This is a genomic window from Kitasatospora sp. NPDC059747 (assembly GCF_042732955.1).
In the GTDB taxonomy this organism is placed as follows: Bacteria; Actinomycetota; Actinomycetes; order Streptomycetales; family Streptomycetaceae; genus Kitasatospora.
In genome coordinates, this window is the sequence record NZ_JBHWGV010000029.1 from 62,882 (window position 1) to 86,217 (window position 23,336).

23 protein-coding genes are annotated in these 23,336 nt (G+C 74.1%); 15 read left to right on the plus strand and 8 right to left on the minus strand.

Annotated elements, in window-relative coordinates; all coding sequences use genetic code 11:
- Nucleotides 1–1,134, minus strand: a 1,134-nt coding sequence (locus tag ACFV4G_RS15540) for a BTAD domain-containing putative transcriptional regulator (protein ID WP_380440421.1), incomplete at its 3' end; no start/stop codon positions are given.
- A 182-nt stretch (nucleotides 1,135–1,316) separates the two neighbouring features.
- On the opposite strand from ACFV4G_RS15540, the gene ACFV4G_RS15545 reads away from it, so the two are divergent.
- Nucleotides 1,317–2,348, plus strand: a complete 1,032-nt coding sequence (locus tag ACFV4G_RS15545; RefSeq protein WP_380440423.1) for an NAD-dependent epimerase/dehydratase family protein — start codon at nucleotides 1,317–1,319, stop codon at nucleotides 2,346–2,348.
- A gap of 25 nt (nucleotides 2,349–2,373) precedes the next feature.
- Here ACFV4G_RS15545 and ACFV4G_RS15550 read toward each other — a convergent pair whose 3' ends face one another.
- Nucleotides 2,374–2,901, minus strand: a complete 528-nt coding sequence (locus tag ACFV4G_RS15550; RefSeq protein WP_380440425.1) for a MarR family winged helix-turn-helix transcriptional regulator — start codon at nucleotides 2,899–2,901, stop codon at nucleotides 2,374–2,376.
- A gap of 264 nt (nucleotides 2,902–3,165) precedes the next feature.
- Here ACFV4G_RS15550 and ACFV4G_RS15555 point away from each other — a divergent pair, with 264 nt between their 5' ends.
- The 6 genes from ACFV4G_RS15555 to ACFV4G_RS15580 all read left to right on the plus strand — a co-directional run bounded on the left by ACFV4G_RS15555 (nucleotide 3,166) and on the right by ACFV4G_RS15580 (nucleotide 8,170).
- Complete coding sequence (locus ACFV4G_RS15555; protein WP_380440427.1) at nucleotides 3,166–4,365, plus strand: cytochrome P450; 1,200 nt, start codon at nucleotides 3,166–3,168, stop codon at nucleotides 4,363–4,365.
- A 46-nt stretch (nucleotides 4,366–4,411) separates the two neighbouring features.
- Nucleotides 4,412–4,609 carry a ferredoxin gene (locus ACFV4G_RS15560; RefSeq protein ID WP_380440429.1) on the plus strand — a complete coding sequence of 66 codons (198 nt, stop codon included), beginning with the start codon at nucleotides 4,412–4,414 and terminating at the stop codon, nucleotides 4,607–4,609.
- Entirely contained in the window at nucleotides 4,606–5,805 is a 1,200-nt protein-coding gene (locus tag ACFV4G_RS15565; RefSeq protein WP_380440431.1) for an NAD(P)/FAD-dependent oxidoreductase, read from the plus strand. The genes ACFV4G_RS15560 and ACFV4G_RS15565 overlap by 4 nt, the downstream gene beginning before the upstream one ends.
- 68 nt (nucleotides 5,806–5,873) lie before the next feature.
- Nucleotides 5,874–6,251, plus strand: a complete 378-nt coding sequence (locus tag ACFV4G_RS15570) for a peptidoglycan-binding protein (RefSeq protein WP_380440433.1) — start codon at nucleotides 5,874–5,876, stop codon at nucleotides 6,249–6,251.
- A 139-nt stretch (nucleotides 6,252–6,390) separates the two neighbouring features.
- Complete coding sequence (locus ACFV4G_RS15575) at nucleotides 6,391–7,251, plus strand: DUF3592 domain-containing protein (RefSeq protein WP_380440435.1); 861 nt, start codon at nucleotides 6,391–6,393, stop codon at nucleotides 7,249–7,251.
- A gap of 151 nt (nucleotides 7,252–7,402) precedes the next feature.
- A complete protein-coding gene (locus ACFV4G_RS15580; RefSeq protein WP_380440468.1) occupies nucleotides 7,403–8,170 on the plus strand; it encodes an ATP-grasp domain-containing protein in 768 nt (255 codons plus the stop codon).
- 65 nt (nucleotides 8,171–8,235) lie between these two features.
- Here the strand turns inward: ACFV4G_RS15580 and ACFV4G_RS15585 are convergent, their stop codons facing one another.
- Nucleotides 8,236–8,559 carry a hypothetical protein gene (locus ACFV4G_RS15585; RefSeq protein ID WP_380440437.1) on the minus strand — a complete coding sequence of 108 codons (324 nt, stop codon included), beginning with the start codon at nucleotides 8,557–8,559 and terminating at the stop codon, nucleotides 8,236–8,238.
- Nucleotides 8,560–9,096: 537 nt separating this feature from the next.
- Between ACFV4G_RS15585 and ACFV4G_RS15590 the strand changes: the two genes are divergently transcribed.
- Together ACFV4G_RS15590 and ACFV4G_RS15595 are read left to right on the plus strand one after the other, a co-directional pair.
- Nucleotides 9,097–10,077: an alpha/beta hydrolase gene (locus ACFV4G_RS15590; RefSeq protein WP_380440439.1), complete on the plus strand. Its 981-nt coding sequence runs from the start codon at nucleotides 9,097–9,099 to the stop codon at nucleotides 10,075–10,077.
- 23 nt (nucleotides 10,078–10,100) lie between these two features.
- On the plus strand, nucleotides 10,101–10,562 hold the full coding sequence (locus ACFV4G_RS15595; RefSeq protein WP_380440441.1) for a hypothetical protein: 462 nt from the start codon (nucleotides 10,101–10,103) through the stop codon (nucleotides 10,560–10,562).
- A gap of 7 nt (nucleotides 10,563–10,569) precedes the next feature.
- Here ACFV4G_RS15595 and ACFV4G_RS15600 read toward each other — a convergent pair whose 3' ends face one another.
- Nucleotides 10,570–11,775 (minus strand): MFS transporter, encoded by a 1,206-nt coding sequence (locus ACFV4G_RS15600; RefSeq protein ID WP_380440443.1) that lies wholly within the window; start codon nucleotides 11,773–11,775, stop codon nucleotides 10,570–10,572.
- A 125-nt stretch (nucleotides 11,776–11,900) separates the two neighbouring features.
- Between ACFV4G_RS15600 and ACFV4G_RS15605 the strand changes: the two genes are divergently transcribed.
- Nucleotides 11,901–12,359: an ACT domain-containing protein gene (locus ACFV4G_RS15605; RefSeq protein WP_380440445.1), complete on the plus strand. Its 459-nt coding sequence runs from the start codon at nucleotides 11,901–11,903 to the stop codon at nucleotides 12,357–12,359.
- Here the strand turns inward: ACFV4G_RS15605 and ACFV4G_RS15610 are convergent.
- On the minus strand, nucleotides 12,329–13,069 hold the full coding sequence (locus ACFV4G_RS15610; RefSeq protein ID WP_380440447.1) for a hypothetical protein: 741 nt from the start codon (nucleotides 13,067–13,069) through the stop codon (nucleotides 12,329–12,331). The genes ACFV4G_RS15605 and ACFV4G_RS15610 overlap by 31 nt on opposite strands.
- Before the next feature lie 325 nt (nucleotides 13,070–13,394).
- Between ACFV4G_RS15610 and ACFV4G_RS15615 the strand changes: the two genes are divergently transcribed.
- Both ACFV4G_RS15615 and ACFV4G_RS15620 read left to right on the plus strand, forming a co-directional pair.
- Complete coding sequence (locus tag ACFV4G_RS15615) at nucleotides 13,395–15,803, plus strand: ATP-binding protein (protein ID WP_380440448.1); 2,409 nt, start codon at nucleotides 13,395–13,397, stop codon at nucleotides 15,801–15,803.
- A 183-nt stretch (nucleotides 15,804–15,986) separates the two neighbouring features.
- Nucleotides 15,987–16,133 carry a hypothetical protein gene (locus tag ACFV4G_RS15620; protein ID WP_380440450.1) on the plus strand — a complete coding sequence of 49 codons (147 nt, stop codon included), beginning with the start codon at nucleotides 15,987–15,989 and terminating at the stop codon, nucleotides 16,131–16,133.
- Between the two features lie 128 nt (nucleotides 16,134–16,261).
- Here the strand turns inward: ACFV4G_RS15620 and ACFV4G_RS15625 are convergent, their stop codons facing one another.
- On the minus strand, nucleotides 16,262–17,338 hold the full coding sequence (locus ACFV4G_RS15625; protein ID WP_380440452.1) for a sphingomyelin phosphodiesterase: 1,077 nt from the start codon (nucleotides 17,336–17,338) through the stop codon (nucleotides 16,262–16,264).
- A gap of 285 nt (nucleotides 17,339–17,623) precedes the next feature.
- Here ACFV4G_RS15625 and ACFV4G_RS15630 point away from each other — a divergent pair, with 285 nt between their 5' ends.
- Nucleotides 17,624–18,352 carry a response regulator gene (locus ACFV4G_RS15630; protein ID WP_380440454.1) on the plus strand — a complete coding sequence of 243 codons (729 nt, stop codon included), beginning with the start codon at nucleotides 17,624–17,626 and terminating at the stop codon, nucleotides 18,350–18,352.
- On the plus strand, nucleotides 18,345–19,379 hold the full coding sequence (locus ACFV4G_RS15635; RefSeq protein ID WP_380440456.1) for a sensor histidine kinase: 1,035 nt from the start codon (nucleotides 18,345–18,347) through the stop codon (nucleotides 19,377–19,379). The genes ACFV4G_RS15630 and ACFV4G_RS15635 overlap by 8 nt, the downstream gene beginning before the upstream one ends.
- Before the next feature lie 58 nt (nucleotides 19,380–19,437).
- Here ACFV4G_RS15635 and ACFV4G_RS15640 read toward each other — a convergent pair whose 3' ends face one another.
- Together ACFV4G_RS15640 and ACFV4G_RS15645 are read right to left on the minus strand one after the other, a co-directional pair.
- Nucleotides 19,438–21,543, minus strand: coding sequence for a glycoside hydrolase (locus ACFV4G_RS15640; RefSeq protein WP_380440458.1), 2,106 nt, complete (start codon nucleotides 21,541–21,543; stop codon nucleotides 19,438–19,440).
- A 75-nt stretch (nucleotides 21,544–21,618) separates the two neighbouring features.
- Nucleotides 21,619–22,473 (minus strand): hypothetical protein, encoded by an 855-nt coding sequence (locus tag ACFV4G_RS15645; RefSeq protein WP_380440460.1) that lies wholly within the window; start codon nucleotides 22,471–22,473, stop codon nucleotides 21,619–21,621.
- 139 nt (nucleotides 22,474–22,612) lie between these two features.
- Between ACFV4G_RS15645 and ACFV4G_RS15650 the strand changes: the two genes are divergently transcribed.
- On the plus strand, nucleotides 22,613–23,336 hold a 724-nt coding region (locus ACFV4G_RS15650; protein WP_380440462.1), incomplete at its 3' end, for an RNA-guided endonuclease InsQ/TnpB family protein.

A 23,336-nucleotide genomic window follows, 5' to 3' on the forward strand; every position in this document is an offset into this window, starting at 1 on the left:
CGAGCCGCTGCCAGGCGTCGCGCCCCGCCCCCCCCCAGGGGGGGGGCCCCCCCGGCCCCCGGCCTCGCCCCCGTGCTGCATCATGGGGGGGGGGCGCCGCAGCATCCGGCTCGGCGCGACGCCCAGGTCGTCGGCCAGGTGCCGGCAGGCGCGGGCGAACACGGCCAGCGCGTCGGCCTGCCGACCGCCGCGGTACAGCGCGCGCATCAGCATCGCGGCCACCGGCTCGTTCAGCGGGTGCTCCGCGGACAGCGCGAACAGCTCGGCCACCGCCTCGGCGGGCCGGCCCAGCCGCAGCTGCCACTCCGACTTGCGCTGCGCGACGGCGATCCGGCGCTCGGTGAGCCGCACCCGTTCCAGCTCGGCGAGCGGACCGGGCAGCCCGGCCAGGAGCTCGCCGCGGAAGAGGTCCAGCGCCCGCGCGCACAGGCGCACCGCCTCGGCCGTGTCACCCGCCCGGTGGGCGCTCCTCGCCTCGGCGACCAGGTCCTCCATGCGCGCCAGGTCCACGTCGGCCGCGCCGGGGACGAGCCGGTAGCCGCAGCGGTCGTGCTCGATCACCTGCTCCGGGCCGTCCCCCAGGCGCAGCGCCTTGCGCAGCCGGTAGACGTAGACCGGCACCACGTTGGTCACCGGCGGCTCCTGGCCCCAGACACCGTCCAGGAGCTCCTGGCGGCTGACCGTCCGTCCGCCGCGCAGCGCCAGCGCCGCGAGCACGGCCTGCTGGCGCAGGTGCCCCAGGTTCAGCGGGCGCCCGTCCTGCCAGGCCCGCAGCGGCCCGAGCACGGAGATCCGCACCCGCGCCCCGCCCGCCCGCACGGCGCCGCCACTGCGCAGCACCGGGCCCGCCTCCCGCGTGCGGGGGCCGCGGCCGGGGGAGACGAGCCCGCAGTCGAAGGCGTGGACGATGGCGGAGGCCCGGTCCCGCAGCCCGAGCTTGGCCAGGATCCGCGCGAGGTGCCCGGCCACGATCTCCTCGGGAACGGCCAGCGCCGCGGCGATCTCGTCGTCCCGCAGCCCACAGCCGACCGCGTGTAGCACCTCGCGCTCCCGCCGGTCGAGTTGCTGCCCCCTGAGCTCCGTGTGGCCGAGCACGGCGGCGCTCGGCCGGCCGACGGTGACGGTCATCGACATCGCTGCTCCCTGGACTCCGGGCCGACCGCTCGGGCGGACGGCGTCGACAAGCTAGTGGGGCAGTGACCGCCACGTAATCCGGAACGATCCGGGGTAACCGGGTGCATGACCGAGACGGGCCGTCCTCTGCCCAGCGCGAAAAACGGTGTGCGCGGGGCCGGGCCCGGGGCAGCCTTGGCGGTATGAAGATCCTGGTGCTCGGCGGTTCGTCGTTCCTGGGGCGGGCGTTCGCCGCCGAAGCCCTTGCCCGTGGTCACGAGGTGACCACGTTCAACCGCGGCCGCTCGGCCGCCGACCTGCCCGGTGTGGAGGCGGTGCGCGGCGACCGCGACTCGGACGCGGACCTCGCGCGCCTGGCGGAGCGGCGGCGCTGGGATGCCGTCGTCGACACCTCGGCCCAGCAGCCCGCCCAGGCGGCGGCCTCCGCCCGGCTGCTGCGCGAGCGCGCCGGGCACTACACGCTGATCTCCTCCGTCCACGCCTTCGAGGACTGGCCGGCCCGTGTGGTCGACGAGTCCTCGCCGCTGCACCCGTGCCCCGCCGACACCCCGCCCGGGCAGGAGTTCAGCGCCGCGCTCAAGGCCGGCTGCGAGCGGGCGGTGCAGGAGCACTTCGGCGCCGGGTGCTCCCTGGTCCTCAACAGCGGGCTGCTGATCGGCCCGTACGAGCGGGGCGGCCGTCTGCCGTGGTGGCTGGAACGGATGGCCCGCGGCGGCCGGGTGCTGGCGCCCGGCGAGCCCGGCCGGCCCGTCCAGCTGATCGACGTCCGGGACTTCGCGCTGTTCGGCCTGGACCTGCTGACGGCGGGCACGGCCGGCCGCTTCCTCACCACCGCGCCGCCCGGCCTGCTCACCTACGGGCAGTTCCTGGACACCTGCGCGCAGGTGGCGGGGGAGGGGCGCGCCGAGCTCGTCTGGGTCCCGGACGCGCCGCTGGTCGCCGAGGGCCCGGACGCCGTCCAGCCGTGGAGCGAACTGCCGCTGTGGATGCCCGACGTCCCCGAGGCGGCCGGCACCTGGCAGGTCGACACCGCCCGCGCCCGGGCGGCCGGCCTGCGCTGCCGCCCCTTCGCCGAGACCGCCCGCGACACCTGGCAGTGGCTGCGCGGGCGCGGCCCGGCCGACGACACCGAACCCGACGGCCGCAAGCGCGGCCGATTCCCGCTGGGCATCGAACCGGCGAAGGAACAGCGCCTCCTGACAGCCCTGTCCTGACCTCGGGGACCCCTGCCCCGGTGACTCAGCGCTCCTGCCCGGGAAGGGCGGGCGGGCCGTCCTCGGTGAGCATGGTGGCGCGCGCCCGCTGCACGTACCGGTCGATCAGGTGGCGCAGCACGCTGACGGTGGCGGCGACGTCCTGCTCAGGGATGCCGTCCATTGCGTCGGCCAGTCCGGTGATGTTGGCCTGTTTCAGCCGGTCGAGCACGGCGTGTCCCTCGGCGGTGAGTTCGACCTGGCGGGCCCGGCGGTCCGTCGCGTCCTGGGTGCGGGCCACCAGCCGCTGGCCCTGGAGGCGGTCGATCTGCCGGGTGACGTGGGAGGACTTGACCATGAGGCGGTGGGCGAGGTCGGTGACCCGGCTGGCGCCCTCGGCTTCGGCGAGCGCGCGCAGCAGGTAGATGTCCGAGCGGGCGGCGGTGATGCCGGCCCGGGCCATCTGGCGTTCGTGCTGCTGTGAACGCGTCAGGAGGTAGGCCAGACTGGCCAGTACGGCCTCCAGGTCCGAGGTGGTGGTCCGTTCGTCTACGGGGTCTTCGGCGTCCGACATGCAGGAACCTTAGCGATCCGGTGCGGGCCGCGGCGGTGGTGCGGCGGTCGTGCGGTGCCGGTGCGGGCCTCTGACCGGATTTCGGACAGATTCGTTCGCCACCCGGCGGGGCCTTTCGCCGCCACGGACCGCGAGTTAGCGTGACGATGAGTTAGTTGCTTAAGGCACGCAATGAACCCGGGGGCCGCTTCACCACCCCGCTGCACCACCCCACCACGCCCCCTCCAGCCGCCGGCACACCAAGCTCCGGGAAGGGAGCCCCCCATGGCCACGGCCGCACCCACCCCCCGCTTCACCCACCCCGCCGCCCGCGGCGCCTGCCCCTTCGCCCCGCCCCCCGCCTACCAGCAGGCCCAGCAGGAGGAGCCGGTCAGCCGCGTCTCCCTGTGGGACGGCACCCCCAGCTGGTTCCTCACCCGCTACGACGACATCAAGGCCGTCCTCGCCGACCCCCGCTTCAGCTCCGACGCCACCCGCCCCGGCTTCCCCTTCATCAGCGCCGGCGCCCGGCAGCTGGGCGCCGGCCAGGTCACCTTCATCCGGATGGACGACCCCGAACACGCCCGCCAGCGCCGGATGCTCACCGGCGAATTCATGATCAAGAAGGTCGAGGCGCTGCGCCCCGAGATCCAGCGCATCGCCGACCGCCTCCTCGACGACATGACCGCCGGCCGCACCGAGGCCGACCTCGTCAGCGACTTCGCCCTGCCCCTGCCCTCCCTCGTCATCTGCCTGCTCCTCGGCGTCCCCTACGAGGACCACGCCTTCTTCCAGGAGTGCAGCCGCGTCCTGCTGCGCCGCGACTCCCCGCCCGAGGACGTCGACGCCGCCCAGAAGCGCCTGGCCGACTACCTCGTCGCCCTCACCGAGACCAAGCGCACCGCACCCGACGACGGCATCCTCAGCCGCCTGGCCGAGCGCGGCGAGCTCACCACCGAGGAGATCGGCGCGATGGGCCGCCTCCTCCTGATCGCCGGGCACGAGACCACCGCGAACATGACCGCCCTGTCCGTCCTCGCCCTGCTGCGCAACCCCGCCCAGCTCGACCACCTGCGCGCCCACCCCGAGTCCGTCCCCGGCGCGGTCGAGGAACTGCTGCGCTACCTCACCATCGTCCACTCCGGCCTGACCCGCGTCGCCACCGAGGACGTCGAGGTCGGCGGCGTGACGATCCGGGCCGGCGAAGGCGTCATCTGCATGGTCAGCACCGCCAACCGGGACGCCGCGCAGTTCCCCGGCGGCGACGAGCTCGACCTCACCCGCGACGCCCGCCGCCACCTCGCCTTCGGCTTCGGCACCCACCAGTGCCTCGGCCAGCCCCTCGCCCGCCTGGAACTCCAGATCGCCCTCGACACCGTCCTGCGCCGCCTGCCCGGACTGCGCCTGGCCGTCCCCTTCGAGGACGTCCCCTTCCGCGGCGAGATGCTCGTCTACGGCCTCCACGCACTGCCCGTCACCTGGTAAAACCCCCAGCCCCCATACCAGTTCACCCACCTCGAAGGGAAAACCCGTGCTCGTCACCATCGACCAGGACAAGTGCTGCGGCGCCGGAAGCTGCGTCCTCGCCGCCCCCGACGTCTTCGACCAGCGCGACGAGGACGGCATCGTCGTCCTGCTCGACGCCCGCCCGCCCGCGGACCTCCACCAGGCCGTCAAGGACGCCGCCGACGTCTGCCCCGCCGCCGCGATCCGCCTGGAACTCGCGTGACCGCACTGCGGCGGATCGCCGTCGTCGGAGCCGGCGCCGCCGGACTGCACACCGCCGAAGCGCTGCGCCGGGCCGGCTACGACGGCCGCCTCACCCTCGTCGGCGCCGAGGACGCGCCGCCGTACGACCGGCCGCCGCTGTCCAAGCACCTGCTCTCCGGCCAGTGGCAGCCCGAACGCCTCACCCTGCGCGAGCCCCACGCCCTGGCCGAGCTCCGGCTCGACCTGCGCCTGGGCGTGGCCGCCGCCGCCCTGGACCGCCGGGCCCGCACCGTCCGCCTCGCCGACGGCCACGAGGTGCCCTGCGACGCCGTCGTCATCGCCACCGGGGTCCGCCCGCGCCGCCTGCCCGGCGCCGAGACCCCGCTGGCCGGCGCCCACGTGCTGCGCACCCTTGCCGACGCCCTCGCCCTGCGCGAGGACCTGCGCACCGGCGGCCGGCTGCTGGTGGTCGGCGGCGGACTGCTCGGCGCCGAGGCGGCGGCCACCGCCGTCGCCCTCGGGGCCGAGGTCACCTGGCTGGTCTCCACCCCGACCCCGCTGGCCGGCGTCCTCGGCACCGAGACCGCCGCCCTGCTGGCCGGACTGCACCGCGAACACGGCGTGCGGATCCACGTCGGCACCGCCACCCGGGTCCTTGAGCGCGGCGGGCGCGCCACCGGCGTCCGCCTCGCCGACGGCACCGACCTCGCGGCCGACACCGTCCTGATGGCCGTCGGCTCCGAACCCGCCACCGGCTGGCTGGCCGGCAGCGGCCTCGCCCTGGCCGACGGTGTGCTCTGCGACGCCTACTGCGCCGCGGGCGACGGCGTGTGGGCCGCCGGCGACGCCGCCGCCTGGCCCGACCCGCACACCGGCCGCCACCGGCGCCTGGAGCAGCGCACCAACGCCACCGAACAGGCCCTGCACGCCGCCCGCAACCTCCTGGCCGGCCCGGACGGCACCCGCCAGGCCTACACCCCGGTCCCGTACCTGTGGACCGACCAGTACGGCCTGCGGATCCAGGCCTTCGGCCGCCCCGGCGCCGCCGACCGCTTCGAACTCGTCGACGGCACCGTGGCCGAGCACCGCTTCGCCGCCGCCTGCGTCCGCGACGGACGGGTCGTGGGCGCGGTCGGCATCGCCGCCGCCAAGGCCCTGCGCGGCCTGCGCGCCCAGGTCGCCGCCCACGGCCCCTGGCCCCCCGACCAGGCCTGACCCGGCGGTAGGGGGCGCGTATAGTCCGGGGTCTGATGATCATTCGTATTCCAATTCTTGGGGTTTCCTTGAGCAACACCTCCATCAGGCGGCGCGGCGCGTTCCTGTTCGCGACCACCGCCCTCGTCACCGCCGGCGTCATGGGCGGCACCGCCCAGGCCGTGCCCAACTCCGGCTCGCTGTGGGTCGGTTACGGCAAGAGCAACACGTACGCCAGCGTCAAGTGCGTCCAGCAGATCTCCAACTCCCTGCACTACCAGACCGGTTACCACACGATCGACGTGGACGGCTCGTTCGGCCCCGACACCGACGGGGCGGTCAGGGCCATCCAGAAGTGGGCGAGCCTGGACCAGGACGGCGTCGTCGGCCCGCGGACCGGCGACGTCATGATCACGGCCACCAAGGACGCCTACGGCTGCTACTCCTCGCTGCCGACCCTGAAGTGACACCGGGCCTTCGTCCCGCCCCTCCCGGGCGGGACGGAGGCCTGTCGTCCGCCGCTCCGGACCGGCACAATCGCCGGTACGACGATGCCCGGCACGCTGGTAGAGGGGGGCAGTCCCCGGGGCGGCAGGAGGAGGGCGCATGGGGTTGTACGGGTATCTGGCGCTGTGGTGCGCGGTGTTGGGCGCGGTGGCGCTGACCGGCTACGGGCGGTCGCTGGCCGGGGTGAGCCGGGCCCGGCGGACGGTCCGGGCCCGGGGCCGGATCGAGGTGGTGCGGCAGGGCCGGCACGGGGGCCCCGGGCGCGGCGGCATCCCGGTGGTCGTCTCGTACCGCGACCCGGACACCGCCCGGGAGGTCACCGTGACGAACGACGGCGAGCGCGGCGAGGCGATCACCGCCGCGTGGACGGGCCGCGAGATCGGGGTCCACTACCCGCGCGGCAGGCCGCACGCCTACCGGTTCACCAATCGCCCCCAGGAGGGCGGCCGCGGACTGGGCCTGCCGAACACCGCGGTGTTCCTGATCTACGCCGGGGCGGTCGTCGTCACGGCGGTCGACCGGGGCTGGCCCTGGGCGCTGGCCGGCTTCTGCGGGCCGTGGGCCGCCGTCGGCGCCTGGCACCTGCCCGGGAACGTGCGCGACGTGCGCCGCCGCCGCGAGACGCTGGCCTCGATGGCCGCCGCCGGGGGCCGGATCGTCGCGGTGCTCAAGGACGTCGGCACCGACTCGGAGGGCGGCACCCTCACGACCGTCACGCCGGTCGTGGCGTTCACCACCCGCGAGGGCACGGCCGTCACCGCCCACTGCACCTCGGGGCTGCCGGACCCGGCCGGCGCGTACGGACGGGAGGTCACCGTCCACTACACACCGGACGACCCGGCCGTCTTCACCCTGAACCGCGCGGCCGAACAGCGCTCCTTGCGCACGGACATCCCGGTCAACGTGGTGGGCCTCCTCGCCGTCGCGGCGGCGGCCGTCGTGGGGGCGCTCCTGCTGTGACGCGATCGTCCCACCGTCCGCCCCCGGAGCAGCGCCGGTCACCCCGCCTGAAACCCGGCTGCGGCCGCGGGGGCGGCGGCACTAGCCTGACGGCTTTGCGAAGCGGAGGAGGGGCGCGGTGCTGGTCATGCCGGGGCGGCGGACGTCGACGATGGAGCTGCTGGCCGCCGAGGCGGCCGGCCGGGGGATGCGGGTCCTGGCGGCGGAGGAGGCGGGCCCGGACACGGGACCGGTGGCGGGACCGGTGCACTGGTACGGCGGGCCGCTCGCGGGTGCGCGGCTGGCGGAGCGGCTCGGGTTCGCGCTGCTCGAACCGGCCGACGACTGGCTCGCCGAGCTGCCGGAGGAGTTCACCCGCCGGGACGTCAGGGCGGCGACCCTCGCGGACGCGTGGGCGCTGGACCGGCCGACGTTCGTCAAGCCGCCGCGGGACAAGTCCTTCCCGGCGGACGTCTACGCCGACGGCTCCCGCCTGCCCGCCGGCCTGGACCCCGCGACACCGGTGCTGCTCTCCGAGGTGGTGACGTTCGCGGCCGAGTACCGGCTGTTCCTGCTGGACGGGCGGATCGCGACGGCGAGCCGGTACGCGGTGTTCGGCCGCCTCGACCCGCGACCGCTCGACGGCGACCCCGCCGCCACGGAGATCGCCGAGTTCGTCGCCCGACTGGTCGCCGTGGCCGGCCCCACCCTGCCGAGCGCCGTCGTCCTGGACGTCGGACAACTGCTCGACCCCTACCGCCCGGGCCACCGCTGGGCCGTGGTGGAGGCGAACATGGCGTGGTTCTCGCACGCGTACGCCGCCGACCCGGCACGTGTGCTGGACGTGGTGCTGCGCGCGGCCGGACCGCGCGAGCACGTGCGCCCGGAGGACCTGCGATTCGTGCGGCACCCGGAATACCCGGAGCACCCAGGGCAGTGAGAAGGGCCGGGACGTCGCCCCGGCCCCTCCCTCAGTGGCGGATTCCGGAGAACCCGCCGGTCGGCTCAGACACACTCCCACCCGTACGTCGACTCGGACACACATACGCTGGTGTTCAGGTGGCCGTTGATGCCGAACGCGTGCGAGCCGGGGTAGTAGAGGTCGGACGTGCCGTTCATGTAGACCCGGTAGTCGGTCCAGGGCCCGCGGAGCGTGAAGAAGACCGTGGAGACGTCCTCCGCACGGTTGTAGGACACGCCGTCGACGCAGATCTGCTCGCCGTAGCCGTTCATCGGGCTGCAGCGGGAGGACGCCTGGGCCGGGGCCGCGACCGCAACCGTTGCCGCGAGCATCGCTCCGGCCAGCAGGGCAGCTCGAACTGTGCGCATGTGGTTCCCCCTTGTGCGATGGATGGCGCCGGGAAAATTACGCTGTCGGCCGTCGAGCGCGACGGGAACGCCCGCATCGACATCCAGCATTGAAACAGCGGGGGCAACGGTGGGCAAGCCTTCCGTCAAAATGCGTCCGACCAGCTGTAATTGACGGACAGACGTGCCGCAAGAGACACTTTTCCGGACTGAATGACAGGTAAGTGACATAGCATCATAATGACCTTGACCTGGGGGGATGCTGCGCTGGATCGCTCTTGTGCCGGTCCCGGAAAAGCTATTCAGGTCGATAGTCGCGCATACGGGGAAAATTCCCCAGACCTGCCTTTCCGTGGAATGTTGAATTCCTGAGGGACAAGGTCGCCGCCGACCGCGTAACCGAAGGGCGGAACCGCGCGGTCCGATCCCTCGTCACCTACGGTGGCCGGTCGCCCGCACCGGCCTGACCGGGGGAAACGTGTTCATGTCGCTGCTGCGGACCGCCGCGCGCCGACCGTGGCCGCACCCGAACGACCGCACGGCGAAAGGCCAGCAGACATGACCACGCATACCGACAGCGCCACCGAGCGGCCCGGGCAGCCCGAGCAGCCCCCGGCGCAGCCCGCCGGCCCCACGGTGTCCCGGCGGCGCCTGCTGCGGATCGGGGCCGGCGTCGCGGGCGGCGGGGCCCTGCTGGGGGCCGGTGCCGCGGGCGGGATGCTCGCCGGGTGGCTGCCCGGCGGGGTGGTGCTGAAGAAGGCGCTGGGCATGACCGGCATGGACGGCACCGTGCCCGACGCGGCGCCGGGCGCGGTGCACGTCGAGCAGGTCCGCTCGGCGGCGCGCGGCCGGAACGTCACGATGGTGACCATGCTCCCGCCCGGCGCCACGGCGAGCACCGACCTGCCGGTGTGCGTGCTGCTGCACGGGCGCGGGAACGACGCCCAGGGCATGGTGACCCTGGGCCTGCCGCAGTTCCTGGCGGCCGCGGTCAAGGCCGGCGTGCCGCCCTTCGCCGTCGTCGCGGTGGACGGCGGGGACGCCACGTACTGGCACCAGCACGCCCCCGGCGACGGCGACGACCCGCAGACGATGCTTCGCGAGGAACTCCCGGGCTGGCTGCACGCCCGCCAACTGCCCACGCCACGCGCCGCGATGGGCATCTCGATGGGCGGCTCCGGCGCCCTGCAGTACGCGATCGGCCGCACCCACGCCGGCCGCAACCTCGACGCCGTCGCGCTGCTCAGCCCGGCCGTCTTCCGCACCTGGGCGGACGCCCGCACCACCGGCGGCTACGCCGACGAGACGGACTGGCAGGCCCACGAGCCGGCGCTGCGCCTCGACGGGATGCAGACCGGTGCCCTCGGCGTGTGGTGCGGCCAGGAGGACCCGTTCTGCCCCGCCGCCCGCGAGGTCGCCCGTCAGGCCCGCGCCCGCGAGGCGCACTTCCCCGACGGCCTGCACACGGACGGCTTCTGGCGGCGGGTGCTGCCCGACGCGATGTCCCTGCTCGGGCACACCCTCGCGACCGGGTCCTGACCCGTCGCCACTACCCTGCCGGGGTGACCGAGAAGACGATCAACCGTTACCGCCAGGCCGTGGAGCCGCTGCTGGGGCCGGGCGAGGCCTTGCTGGACGTGGCGAAGGTGGTCCCGGTGGCCGGGGTCGGGGCGCTGGGGGCCGACCCGGTGCCGTTCGGGTCGGCGCTCGCGCGCATCGGCGCGGTGGCCGGGGGAGGGGGCAGCACGGCGGCGGCCTTCCCCGCCGGGACGGCCCTGGGGAAGGCCGGGCTGCTGACGGTCACCGACCGCCGGGTCGCCTTCGTCGAGGCGGGCCCGGACCTCCGCAAGCCCGGCCGCCTGCTCTGGGCCGCGCCCCGGGCCCGGGTGGCACGGGCCGAGCGCCGGCCGAGGACGCAGGCGATGGCGCGCTTCCGGCTCCACTTCGCGGACGGTTCGTCGGTGGCGATGATGACCATGCGCCGGCGCACGATCGAGTCGCTGGCCGTCCACCTGGGCCGGTGACGGGTGCTCAGGCCCCGGCGTCCGCCCGGCGCAGCAGGTAGGCGCCGGAGGCGGCGGCCAGCAGGGCCATGCAGGCGGCGAAGACCAGGCCGGCGTGGGCCAGGCCGAGCGGCCCGGTGAGCGGGCCGACGCCGATGACGGGGACCGAGATGCCGAAGTAGGCGACGACGAACAGCGCCGAGAGCGCGCCGCCGCGGTGCTCGGCGGGGCTCGCGGTGGCGACCTCGCCCACCGCGCCGCGCAGCCCCATGCCCTGGCCGGCGCCGCCCACCAGCGCGGCGAGCACTAGCAGGGCCAGGACGGCCCACGCGAGCGAACCCGCCAGCAGCGCCAGCCCGGCGATCAGCACCAGGCAACCCAGCGGGATGGCCCGCGCGGTGCCCAGGCGGGGGACGAGGAGCTGGCCGAGCGTGGAGGCGAGGAAGGCCGCGAAGACGACGAGCCCGACGACGGCCCGGTTGTGGACGTCCAGCGCCTCGGCGAGGAAGGCGGGGCTGACCGACGTGAACACCCCCAGCAGGGAGAACCCGGCGAACGCGGCGAGCCCGGCCGGGACGAACACCCGCCGGACCTCCGGCGTCAGCTCGGCCCGCTGGGGCCGGGCGGTGCGCAGCGGCCGGGTGCCGGCGACGGTCTCCGGCAGCGTCAGCACGAGGGCGAACGAGGCGGCGAGCAGCACCAGGTGCACCACGAACGGCAGCACCAGGGGCCGGGGCGCGTACTGCGACAGCAGTCCCGACAGCAGGGGGCCGCAGCCGAGCCCGCCCATGTTGGCGGCGGTGGCGGCGAAGCCCGCGCGTCCCCGGTGCCGCGCCGGGGCGAGCTCCAGCACGTACGCGGTGGCCGTGCCGGTGAACAGGCCCGCCGACAGCCCCGACAGCAGCCGCCCGAGGCAGAGCAGCGCCACGCTGTCCGCGGCCAGGAACACGACGGCGCTGCAGGCCGCGAAGCCCAGCCCGCACAGCAGGACGGGCCGGCGCCCGACGGTGTCCGAGACGTTGCCGACCAGCAGCAGGACGCCGATGACACCGAAGGCGTAGACGGCGAACACGACCGTCACCGTCAGCTCCGAGAAGCCGATCCGCTCCCGGTACAGCCCGTACAGGGGCGTGGGCAGGGTGGTCCCGGCCATGGCCACGGCGAACGCGAAGGCGGCCGGCAGGTAGCCCGCCCGGGCGGCAGCAGGCCGGACGGCCCGATGATCGGTCACCACGCCACGATAGGCACGCCACCCGGCCCGGCCCCCGGCCGGCGGCTCCGCGCTGCGCCGACCGGCCGTACGCCGCGCTGCGACCGCCTGCGGTTGATCATGGCTGCGGCTGGGCCTACGCTGGCCGGGTGAATGCAGCCGTACCGCAGCAACTCGCCGTCCTTCCGGGTGAGTTCGTCGTCGAGCAGCACGGCCCCGGCGCCCCGGTGCCCGGCGGCGACTGGCTCGCCCTGGTCCGCGCCCCCGAGGGCCTGACCGTCGTCCGGCCCGCCGACGCCGGGGCCGACGCTGGGGACGCGGGCGAGGGCGCGGAGCGCTGGGCCGCGTTCTACGGCGGGCAGACGGCCCACGGGCTCGACGTGCCCGGGATGCTGGCGGCGCTGCTGACCCCGCTGGCGGCGGCCGGGATCCCGGTCTTCACCGCCTCCACCTTCCACGCCGACCTCGTCCTGGTCCCCGTCGCCCGCCTCGCCGCCGCGACGGCCGCCCTGCGCGCGGCCGGGCACGCCGTCGGACAACCAGCCGACGGGCACCGGGGCACCCCTGAGCGCGAGGCTCACAGGAAGAAGCTGTCCCCGGGAACATAGGGATTCTCGACGTCTGTCCTGGTGTCCGGGGAAAACCCCTGGGCATCGAGGTACACATTGCTGTTGGAACTCACGTTCCCGTTCAGGATGTTGCCGTCGTCGTCGAACGCGCTGAGCGAGACATCGGACGCGCCGAAGATGGACGCGATGCCGCTGGGGGAAAGGATGATGTCCAGGAGCGACCTGTCGAAGACGTTCGCGCTCTTCCCCGGCTCGATCGTGATGGCGTGCTTCCTGGCCTTGCCGAGGAGCTCGCCCGCGGCCGCGACCGCCTCGGCGCTCCTGGAGCCCGTGGCCACGGTGCCCATGAGCAGTTCGCCGGACACCCCTATGAACGCCCGCAGGTCCTTGACCGTCCGGATGGTCTCCGGCAGCCGGCCGGCCGTCACGGCGCCTTTGATCTCCCCGATCCCGTTGGCCATGAGGGCGAGGTCCGCCACGAAGTCCGCCGCGAGCCAGTCCGCGTTCGGGCCGGCGATGACGTACATGGTCCTTCCGCTGACGTTCGTCACCTGCACCGTCGCGGACAGGGCGCTCGACTCCGAGGCCGCCTGAACCCGCACCCCTGCCGCGGTCGAGGTCCTCGCGGTGGCGGCGGTGGCGGTGGCGGCGGGGGCCAGGGAGAGAGTCGCCCCGGACAGCACGGCGGCCAGCGCGGCCGCCGCCGTGGCGCGGCGGACGTTTCGAATGCGGCTGCTCCTGTCGTTCATTTCTCGTCCTTTCGAGATCGCTCGTCAGAGGTTGGCGCAAGGGGTTCTGAATGACCTTCACCGCAGCCGGCGGGGCCCGGCCGGCCAGGGTTCTCCTTTTCGTCGTCCTTCCTGGCCGTGAGTCATCTTCCTGCTGCCGTGTCCGGCATCACCAGCCGCGTGGAAGCCGATGCTCCGCAAAATCCTGCCGCCCGTCTTCGCGTCATCGGCCGCACAGGATCCGCCGCCCGTCCGCGAGTTGCGTGATCACCGAGTCCTCCACGGGGCGTGCGCCGTACGCTTGTCCGGACAGCGACAGGGGACGTCACCGGGGGGTGCAGCGCTGGTGGAAACTCGCGGGGAAGGGGAAGGGGAAGGGGCAGGGGCAGGGGCAGGGGCAGGGGCGCCGGATCCGGGCCGGGCGGAGGACCTCGCCGAACTCATCGGCCTGCTCGGCGAGTTGCGGGCCTGGGCCGGACAGCCGTCCTACCGGGTGCTGGCCGGCCGGGTGGGGCCGCTGCTGCGGCCCGCGCGGACGGTGTCGGCGACCACGGTCGTCGACGCCTTCAAAGCCGGGCGCCGCCGCCTCGACCTCGACCTGCTCGTGGGCATCGTCCGCGCCCTGGGCGTCGACGACGCCGGCACGGAACGCTGGCGGGCGGCCTGCATCAGGGTGCACGCCGGGGCCAAGACCGGCGGCACCGCCGGGGTCTTCCGCCAACTGCCCGCCGACCTCGCCACGTTCACCGGGCGCGGACGCGAACTCGCCGCCCTGCTCGCGGCGGCCGGCCCCGGCGGCAACGCCGCGACGACCGTCGTGATCTCGGCGATCGAGGGCATGGCTGGGGTCGGCAAGACCCAACTGGCCGTCCACGCCGCCCACGAACTGGTCCGCGCCGGCCGCTACCGGGACATGCAGCTCTACGTCAACCTGCGCGGATTCGACCCCGAACTGCCCCCGGCCGATCCGGCGGCCGTCCTGGACGCCTTCCTGCGCCACCTGGAGGTGCCCGCCCAGCGCATCCCCGACGGCCTCGACGCCCGCGCGGCCATGTTCCGCGACCGCCTCGACGGCCGGGCCGCGCTGATCGTCCTGGACAACGCCGCCGACGAGGACCAGGTCCGCCCGCTCATCCCGGCCTGCCCGTCCAGCCTGGTCGTCGTCACCAGCCGCCGCAGCCTGCTCGGCCTCGACGGCGCCACCGCGACCCGGCTCGACGTGTTCGACCCCGCCGAGGCCCTCGCCCTGTTCGCCCGCATCGCCGGACCCGAACGCACCGCGGCCGAACCCGAAGCGGCCGCCGCGATCGTCGCCGCCTGCGGTCACCTGCCCCTCGCGGTCTCGCTCACCGCCGCCCGCCTGCGCTCGCGCCCCACCTGGACCCTCGCCTACCTGCTGAGCAAACTGCACACCCACGGCGTCGACTCCGTCGCCACCTCACGACAATCACTGCGCGGCGTCTTCGACCTCTCCTACGAGGGCCTGCCCCCGGCCGCGCAGCGCCTGTTCCGCCTCCTGCCGCTCAACCCCGGCCAGGACTTCACCCCCGGAGCCGCGGCGGCCCTGGCCGGCCTCGACGAACCCGGGACCGAACTGCTGCTGGAACGGCTCCAGGACGAACACCTGCTCCAGCAGAAGACCCCCGGACGCTACGCCCTGCACGACCTCCTCCACGCCTACGCCGCCGGACGCGCCCGCCCGGACCGGGACGAGGAACACACCGCCACCGGCCGCGTCCTCGCGTGGTACCTGGCCGGCGCCGACACCGCCGCCGACCGGATCGTGCCCTCCCGCTACGCCCTGGCGCCGGACCCCGCCCTCGCCGCCGCCTCGCCCCCGGCCTTCGAGGGCAGCGCCGACGCCATGGCCTGGTGCGACGCCGAGCACGCCAACCTGCTGGCCGCCGCCGAGAAGGCCGCCGCACTCGCCGAAAAGGCCGCCTCACCGCCGGTCGCCGGGGTGCCGGGCGGCGGCGACCTCGCCTGGCGCCTGGCGACCGCGCTGTCGACCTACCTGCACCTGCGCTGCCAGTGGCGGGAGCACGAGCACATCCACGAACTGGCGCTGGAGGCCGCCCTCGCCACCGGCCACCTGGCCGGCGAGGCCTGGGTGCGCAACAACCTGGGCATCTGCCTGGCCGCCCTCGGCCGGCCCGACCACGCCACCGCACACCTCACCCGAGCCCTCCAGGTGCGGCGCGTCCTCGGCGACGTGAGCGGCGAAGCGGCCACCCTGAGCAACCTCGCCCGCGCCGCCGCCGAGGCGGGCGACCTGGAGGCCGGCCTCGGCCACGCCCTCCAGGGCCTCGACGCCGCCACCCGCGCCGGCGACCGCAAACGGGAGGCCGCGGTCCTCAACAGCATCGCGATCTGCCTGTGGGAGCTCGGCCGGCCCGAGGAGTCGCTCGCCTACCTGCTGCGGAAACTGGCCATGCACCGCGAGGACGAGGACCCCAACGGCCTGGGCCTGGCCCTGCACAACATCGCCGAGGTGCACGAGGCCCTCCACCAGTACGACCGGGCCGCCGGCGTGCTCCAGGAGGCCCTCGACACCGCCCTCGCCGCGGGCGACGTCCACGCCGAGGCCGGAGCCCTCTTCGGCCTCGCCCGCTGCCTGCACGCCACCGGCCGCTCCCGCACCGCCCGCGCACACCTCCAGCGGGCACTCGCCGTCTTCGAGGACCTCGACGCCCCCGAAACCGCCCGCGCCCGCGACCTGCTCGCCACCCTCGACGCCTCCGGACCGCACACCTGAGCCGGGCGGGCGCCCAGCAGGATCTTGCGGGGCGTTGGCATGTCTGCTTCTGGCGGCAGGGGAACGGATTCCGAAGGATGTGCCGTGTCGCCCCAGCGGATCGCATCGATTCCGATCGGGAATCAGATCCGTTCTTCCCGGGGGGATTCCGCACATCGAGAAACATCGAGAAAGGAGACGGCAATGCGAACCGAACCCGTCTTGGTCGCGTACTCGAACTCCGACTACTCGTGGATCGCCACCGAGGGCGGGGTCGGCCGGTCGAAGTACGGGACCATCTGGCAGCGGGGCGGCGACGCCGCGTCCTGGCAACCGTGGACCACGCGCTGACCGACCCTCGGCCACCCTGCCGCAGGATCCGGCGGCACGTGACGCGGCCGTTCTCCGCGCTTCGGGACATCGGGAAACGAAGCCCGGGGGAACGGCCGCCGTCCGTCGGCGATCGGGGCGGTGGCCGTTCAGCGGCCGACGGTCACGCGGGAGACGATCGGCTGGTGGTCGGAGGGGATCTCGGCCAGGGGGTCGCCGCCCTTGCGGAGCCCGTCGTAGCCGACGATCCGCTCCTCGGAGAAGGAGGGCTGGGCGCCCGTCCCCTTGATGTAGCCGATGTAGTCCAGCCGGTTGCGGTACTTGGCGTAGCTGTTGTCCTTGTCGTCGCGCAGCCCGGCGCGCGGGTTGTCGACCATGTCGTAGGTGTAGCCGGTGGTGCCCGGCGTCGCGAGGATCCCGCCGAGCGCCTCGTTCGCCTTCGCGACCTCACCGCTGACGCCCGCCCCGGGCGCGTGACCGTTCTTCGGGTCCGTGGTGTAGTACTCGACGTTGAAGTCGCCCGCGACCACGACGGGTGCGCCCCCGGCCTTCCCCGAGGCCCAGGCCCGCAGTTCCTTGAGCTGTTCGAGACGGACCTTGCGCGTGTTCCCGACCGGGCTGCTCCCCTCCTCGTCGGCCTGGAGGTGGGTCCCCGCGACCCACACCGACTGCCCGTTCACCGACAGGCGCGCGAGCGCCGCGCCCTTGTTGGACTTGTAGTCGGAGGTCTTGGAGTCGGAGTTCCGGTACACGAGCTGGTGGGACTCCAGGATCGGGTACTTGCTGAGGAGCGTCACGCCTCCGTTGACGACGAACGGCGAGTTGCTGCAATTCCCCTCGTAACTCGTCCACCGGCCGGAGCCGCTGCAGTATTCGCCGACCAGGCTCGTCTGGTACGGGTAGACCTCCTTCAGCTCCATGGCGCGCATCGCCTGGGCGTACTTGTTGAACGCCTCGTCCAGCACGACGACGTCGGCGTTCTCCCGCTTGATGACCGCGGCGGCGGCCTCGCGCCGCTCCGCGCGGCGGTCGCTGCCCGGGGTGCCGGCGAGCTCGGTGATGGAGGGCAGCTGCTCCACGTTGAACGCCATGACGCTCAGGGACGGGGCTGCGCTCTCCGCGGCCGCCGCCGTGCCCACGGCCAGCGGGGACAGCAGCGCCGCCGTCCCGGTGACCACGAGCGCCGCGCGGGGGAGACGGGGGAGACGGGGAAGGTCGAGGGCCACGTGCTTCTCCAATTCGGTTCGGATCCGGTGTACTTGGTGGTCCCGCCGGTGACATCCGGGGCGGGGGCCGGACACTGCGAGAATCCCAGCGCCCCGCCCGCGAGCACATCCGGGAAATGCCGCAGTGTTCTTGCGGATTTCCCGCAGTGTGCAGGTTCCGCCCCGTCATGAGTTCGTGGCGCAACCTTCCGGCAACCGTTCGCGGGAATGGTTGACAGTGGTTGCCGCGTATCGGAGGGTGGAAGGCGTTCCGTCCCCGCACAAAGGAGCCGGTATTCCCATGCGATGTCCACGAAAAGCCGGTTGATGACCGTCCCCGCGATCGTCCCCGCGACCGCCCCCGTGAACACTCCCGCGACCGCCCCCGTGACCGTCGTCCTGGTCGACGACCACCTGACCGTGCGAGCCGGCACCCGGGCGCTCCTGGAACCCGAGGGATTCGTCGTGGTCGGGGAGGCCGCGGCCGGACCCGAGGCGATCGACCTCGTGCGGACGCGCCGGCCCGACCTCCTCGTCCTGGACATGGTGCTGGCGTCCGGCCCGGTGCAGTCGGCCATTCCCGAACTGCGCGCGGCCGCCCCGAGGACGGGGATCCTCGTGCACAGCATGTACGAGGACGCGGCGCTCGTGCGCGGGGCCCTGGCCGCGGGGGCGTCGGGCTACCTGTCGAAGAGCACGTCCGTCCCCGAACTGCTCCTGGCCGCACGCACGGTGGCCGCCGGCGGCAGCTACGTCCAGCCCCCGCTCGGGGCGGACACGGCACATGCCCCGGTGTCCCCGCGGGCGTTGAGCCCGCGCGAGGGGCAGGTGCTGGCGCTGCTGGCCGACGGCCACACCAACCGCGAGGTCGCCGCACACCTGACGCTGAGCGTGCGCACCGTGGAGAGCCTGCGGGCCGCGCTGCGCAACCGGCTCGGCCTGGTCACCCGGGCCGACCTCGTCGCCCACGCCCGGCGCACCGGCCTGCTCGACGGGCCGCCGGGGTCTCCCGGGCCCCAGGGTCCGCATGGGTAGCGGCCCCCGCGGACGCCCGGCGATCCACCGGCCGCACGTCCTCGGCCCCGTGCGCAACCTGTGCCTGGCGCTGGCACTCCTCGGTGCGGTCGCCTATGCGGCGGACGCCCTCACGCAGGAACCGCTGCCCGTGCGGCCCGTCGCCGCCCTCGCCGTCGCCTCGGCCACCGGCGCCCTGGCGGTCATGGCCCGCGCGCTGCCGAGGGTCCGCGTGCTGCTGACCATGGTGGCCTGCGGGTTCGCCGCCCTGGCCGCCGGCCGGCTGTTCCACGCCGAGGCGGCGTACCCGGCGCTGGTCCTCCTGCCGGCGGCGGCGGTGTACGCGGTGCGGGCCTGGCCCGAGGCGAGGACGCTGCTCGGCCAGGGCCGGGCCCGGGCCCTGATCGGCCGCCAGGAGCACTACGCGGGGCTCATCGCCGGGGAGCTCCATGACGAGGTGCTCCAACTGCTGGCCCTCACCCGCCGCCAGCTCGACGCGGCCCTCGCCGAGGAGGACCCGCAGGCGCTGCGGCGCTCCGCCCGGACGGCCGTGGGCCGGCTCGACGAACTGGCCGCCGTGCTCCGCAGCATCGTCGCCACCCTCCACCCGGTGGCCCTGCGCGGACTGGGCCTGGCCGAGACGGTCCGCTCGCTGGCCGCGCGGGTGGCGGCCGAGAACGGCCTGATCGTGGACGTCGACGTCCAGGGCGAGCGGCTCGGGGCGGCGCCGGCGACGGACGAGGAGGCGTGCCTGGCCGCCTACCGCGTCGTGCAGGAGGCCCTCGGCAACGTGGTCAAGCACGCGGACGCGGAACGGGTGTGGGTGTCCCTGGCGTACCGTCACCATCACGTCGTGCTGTCCGTCACCGACGACGGGCGCGGCCTCGCGCACACCTCCCTGACGCCCGGACCGGGGTACGGGGTGGAGGGGATGCGCTGGCGGTGCGAGGCGTACGGCGGGACGTTCTCCCTCACCTCCGACGGCGCCGGGTGCGGCACCACCGTGCGGGCCGCCATCCCGCTCCCGGGGGAACGCCGCGGCGCGTGAGCGCCTGCCGTCCCCCCGTCCTGCCGTCCCCCCGTCCTGCCGTCCCCCCGTCCTGCCGTCAGGAGACGACGTCGGCCGGGCACAGCCGGCTGCCCGGCCGCCCGCGCAGGGCGGCGTCCACGCAGCCGCCCGGCAGGCCGTCGTGCGTGGTGGTGCCGAAGTTGGCGGTGACGGTCAGCGTGCCGTCGCCGAAGACGGTCCGCTGCACCAGGTGGTCCTCGGTCAGCCAGCGGAAGGAGGTCAGCGGCTCGGTGCCGGCCGCCTGGTGCAGCGGGGCGAAGTACTGCTGCAGGGCGGCCAGTTCGCGCAGGTTCTGCGCGTCGCGCGGGTCCTTGTCGCTGAGCACGAAGTTGAGCGGGGTGTTGGAGAGCATGGCCAGCAGCGCGCGCGTGGTCTTCTGCTCCGGCAGCTTCCCGAAGGGCAGCTCCCACCGTTCGGCGTTGACCAGCGAACCGTGCAGCGCCGTCTCGTACAGCGGCACCCGGTAGCGCGGGTCGTACATCGCCTTGAGGGCGGCGGCCACCCGGGCCTGGTGCTCGGGCTTGAAGTCCGTGGTGCGCACCGGCTTGAAGAAGGTGGCGGCGGCCCCTTCGGGCATGTAGCCGCCCCAGGCGGCGTCGTCCTTGGGGTCCTGCGGCCGGTTGTCGAAGTGTCCGGTCTCCATGGCCCACAGCCGTCCGTCCACCGGGGTCGCCGCGCCGTGGTCGAAGGCCAGCACCTGGTTGGCCCAGGCGCCGGCCGATTCCGAGCCGAGCACCAGCGGCCGCGCGGACGTGTCGTAGGAGCCGTCCGTCAGGCGCCGCATCCGGGCGAGGCGGTTGGCGCGGTCCTCGGCCATGGTCATCGCGTGGGCGGGGTCGTGGTCCCGGAAGAGCTCGCCCGCCGCGTCCACGTCCAGGAAGTAGCTGCCGGCTCCGTTGGCGACCAGCGAGCGGGTGCGGGCGGCGAGGTAGTGGTGCTGCGGCTCGGCCTGCTCGAAGGCCTGGGAGCTCAGGTAGCAGCCCTTGTTGCGGAAGCCGGGCTGCGGCGTCCCGTCGGCCCTGACGACGCAGAAGCGGGGGTAGACGTCGTCCGGCCACACGGTGTTGGGGGAGGAGTCCTCGGTCTTCTGCTGGCCGTCGGCGAAGGAGTCGTACGGGCCGGCGAGGTAGCCGTCGGCCTCGGCGGCCCTGACGTCGGCGCCGGTCATCGGGGCGTCGTCCGAGTCGTAGCCGAGCCAGAGCCGGGAGACGCCGAGCGCCTTGAGCTTGTCGAGGTAGGCGGGCCGGCGGGCGCCGCCCCAGGCGTAGGCGTGGAAGGCGCCGAGCAGCTTCGCGGTCTGCGGGTTCTTCCGGATCTTCTCGGCCAGGCTGCCGAGTTGCCCGTGCTCGGCGAGCCAGTCGCGGTAGTCCGCGGCCGGGGCCACCGGGGAGCCGTCGGTGAGGGAGAGGACCACGGTGTACGCGCCGGTGCCGTTCCCGGCGGCGAACCCGTGCTCGGCGGTGGCCCGCAGCCGCCCGTCCTGGGAGGCGAACGTCAGCGAGGTGCCGATGTCGGTGGGGACGATGTAGCCGGCGCCGGCCCGGCCGGTGCGCAGCGTGTAGCCCCACACGGGCATGGACAGCTGGGAGTCCAGCTCCTGCGCCTCGCCGACGAGCGCGCCGTCGGGGGAGTTCCAGAACGGGTCGTCGACGGGCACGGACAGCCCCTCGCCGCGGGGGAACTGGATCGCGCCGGCGGCCGGATCGGCGGCGGTCACCGGCCAGCGCACCGAGGTGTCGGCGCCGGTGGCGGTGAGGGTGACCAGCAGCCGGCCGTGGTCGGCGCGCACGTCGGCCCGCAGGCCCGCCTCCGGGTACGACCAGCCGGCGCCGTCCGCCGTCCTGGCCGGGGCGCTCGCCCGGCCCAGCCCGGAGGCGGTGGCAGCGGAGAGCAGGACCGTCCGCCCGTCGCCGGTGCGGGCCTCGGTCCGCAGGGTGGCGGTGTCGATGGTGGCCGTGCCGCCGCGGACGGGCACGTCGACGCGCCCGCCGTGGATCCGCACCCGCTGGGCGGAGCCGTCGGTGACGGCGCTCGCCGCGGTTCCGGAGAGCAGCGCGGTGGCCACCGCCAGGACGAGGACGGAACGCGGGACGTGGCGGCGGGCGGGGCGCGCGAGGGGTGACGCATGAGTGCCTGTGTGCATGACACAGTGATACGGAGTCTTCCTAAGAGGTCTTTAAGAACCGCTGCCACTACGCTCGCTGACGAACCACCACCGCTACGACGCCGGGATGTCCAGCGAGAACCGGCCGCTCCTCGTCGGTCCGGCACCCCAGTACGGGCCCTTCTGCCGGTACTCCACGGACAGCGAGTACGTCCCGCTCCCCGGCAGCCGCACCCAGTCGCCGTGGAACTCGCCGGCGCGTTCCACCGTGGTGTCGGAGACGCTTCCCGACGACACCACCGCGCCCTGGTACGTGACGGTGTGGGACTGCTCGGGAAGGCACGTGTAGCTGCTCTTGGAGGTGTACCAGACGCCGCCCCACTTGTAGGAGCAGTTCCGGACGCGGGTGAGCGCGCGGACCCTGCCCTTGCCGTCCGTCTCCAGGCAGTTCTGGACGCGCGATTCCACCAGGCCGTCCCGGCCCTCGTAGTCGTACGCGTCGCCGCAGTACGTGTTCCCCCGGCGCGGGGTCACGCCCTCGTAGGGGGAGGCGAGGAAGTCCATGACCTTGTCGGCCACCCACGCGTCCCGGTGGATCTCGTTGTGCCCCAGACAGGGCGTCACCACGTTGGTCGCGCCGTTGACGGCCGAGGTCGTGCCCGCCCGCACCGGGCTGCTGCTGGGCACGCCGCCGACGATCCCGTCGCAGTAGTAGCCCGGCAGTTCGTTGGTCCGGCCCTCGCCCACGTTCGAACGGAAGGTGGCGTACCGGGTCGGGCCCGGCACGGACCCGGCCGGATCGTCCTCGCCCTCGTTCAGCTTCCGGACGAAGGCGGACCCTTCGGCCATCTCGGTACCGTAGACGGCCACCGCGGTCCCGTGGACCGGGGAGGCGATGCCCGCCCAGTGGGCGACCAGGGGGCTGCCGCCCGTCTTCCGCAGGTACCAGAGGGTGGACAGGCCGCCCATCCCTGATCTTGAAGGGTATCCCCGGCTTCAGCCGGGGAGGGAATGCATCCTTGGCCCGGAGCCGCGAAGCGGCGGAGAACGCTGCGTTGTCGGTGGGGTGCACTAGCTTGACCACATCGACCGAAAGGGGGTGGGCTGGATGATCCGTGCGTACAAGTTCCTCATGCGGCCCACCGTGGGCCAGGCGCAGGCACTGTCGGAGATGCTTCGGGATCACTGCTCGCTCTACAACGGGGCGTTGCAGGAACGCCGCGACGCCTACCGGCACGTCTCGAAGACCGGCATCAGGTACGGGATGCAGTCGGCGCAGCTCAAGGAGATCCGGGCGTTCGACCCGGAGCGCCAGGGCCGCTGGTCGTTCTCCTCGCAGCAGGCGACGCTCCGTCGCCTGGACAAGGCGTTCGCCGGGTTCTTCCGCCGGGTCAAGTCCGGCGAGACGCCCGGCTACCCGCGCTTTCGGGGGGTGAACTGGTTCGGCACGGTGGACTTCCCGAAGGATGGTGACGGCTGCCGCTGGGATTCCACGCCGCACGATCCGGTGACCCGTGTCCGGTTTCAGGGTGTTGGGCACGTCAAGGTTAACCGGCACCGCCCGGTGGCCGGCAGGGTCAAGACCGTGTCCGTCAAGCGCGAGGGCCGCAAGTGGTTCGTCGTGCTGACCGCCGAACAGGGCGAGCCGGAGCCGCTGCCCGCAACCGGCTCCGTGGTCGGCATCGACGTGGGCATGGCCAACTTCCTCGCCGACTCGGGCGGCGGGTTCGTGCCCAACCCGCGCCACGGGCGGAAGGCCGCCGCGAAGCTCGAAGCCGCACAGCGGACTCTGTCCCGGTTCCCGCGCTGCAAGGCCAAGGACCGCACGGCGA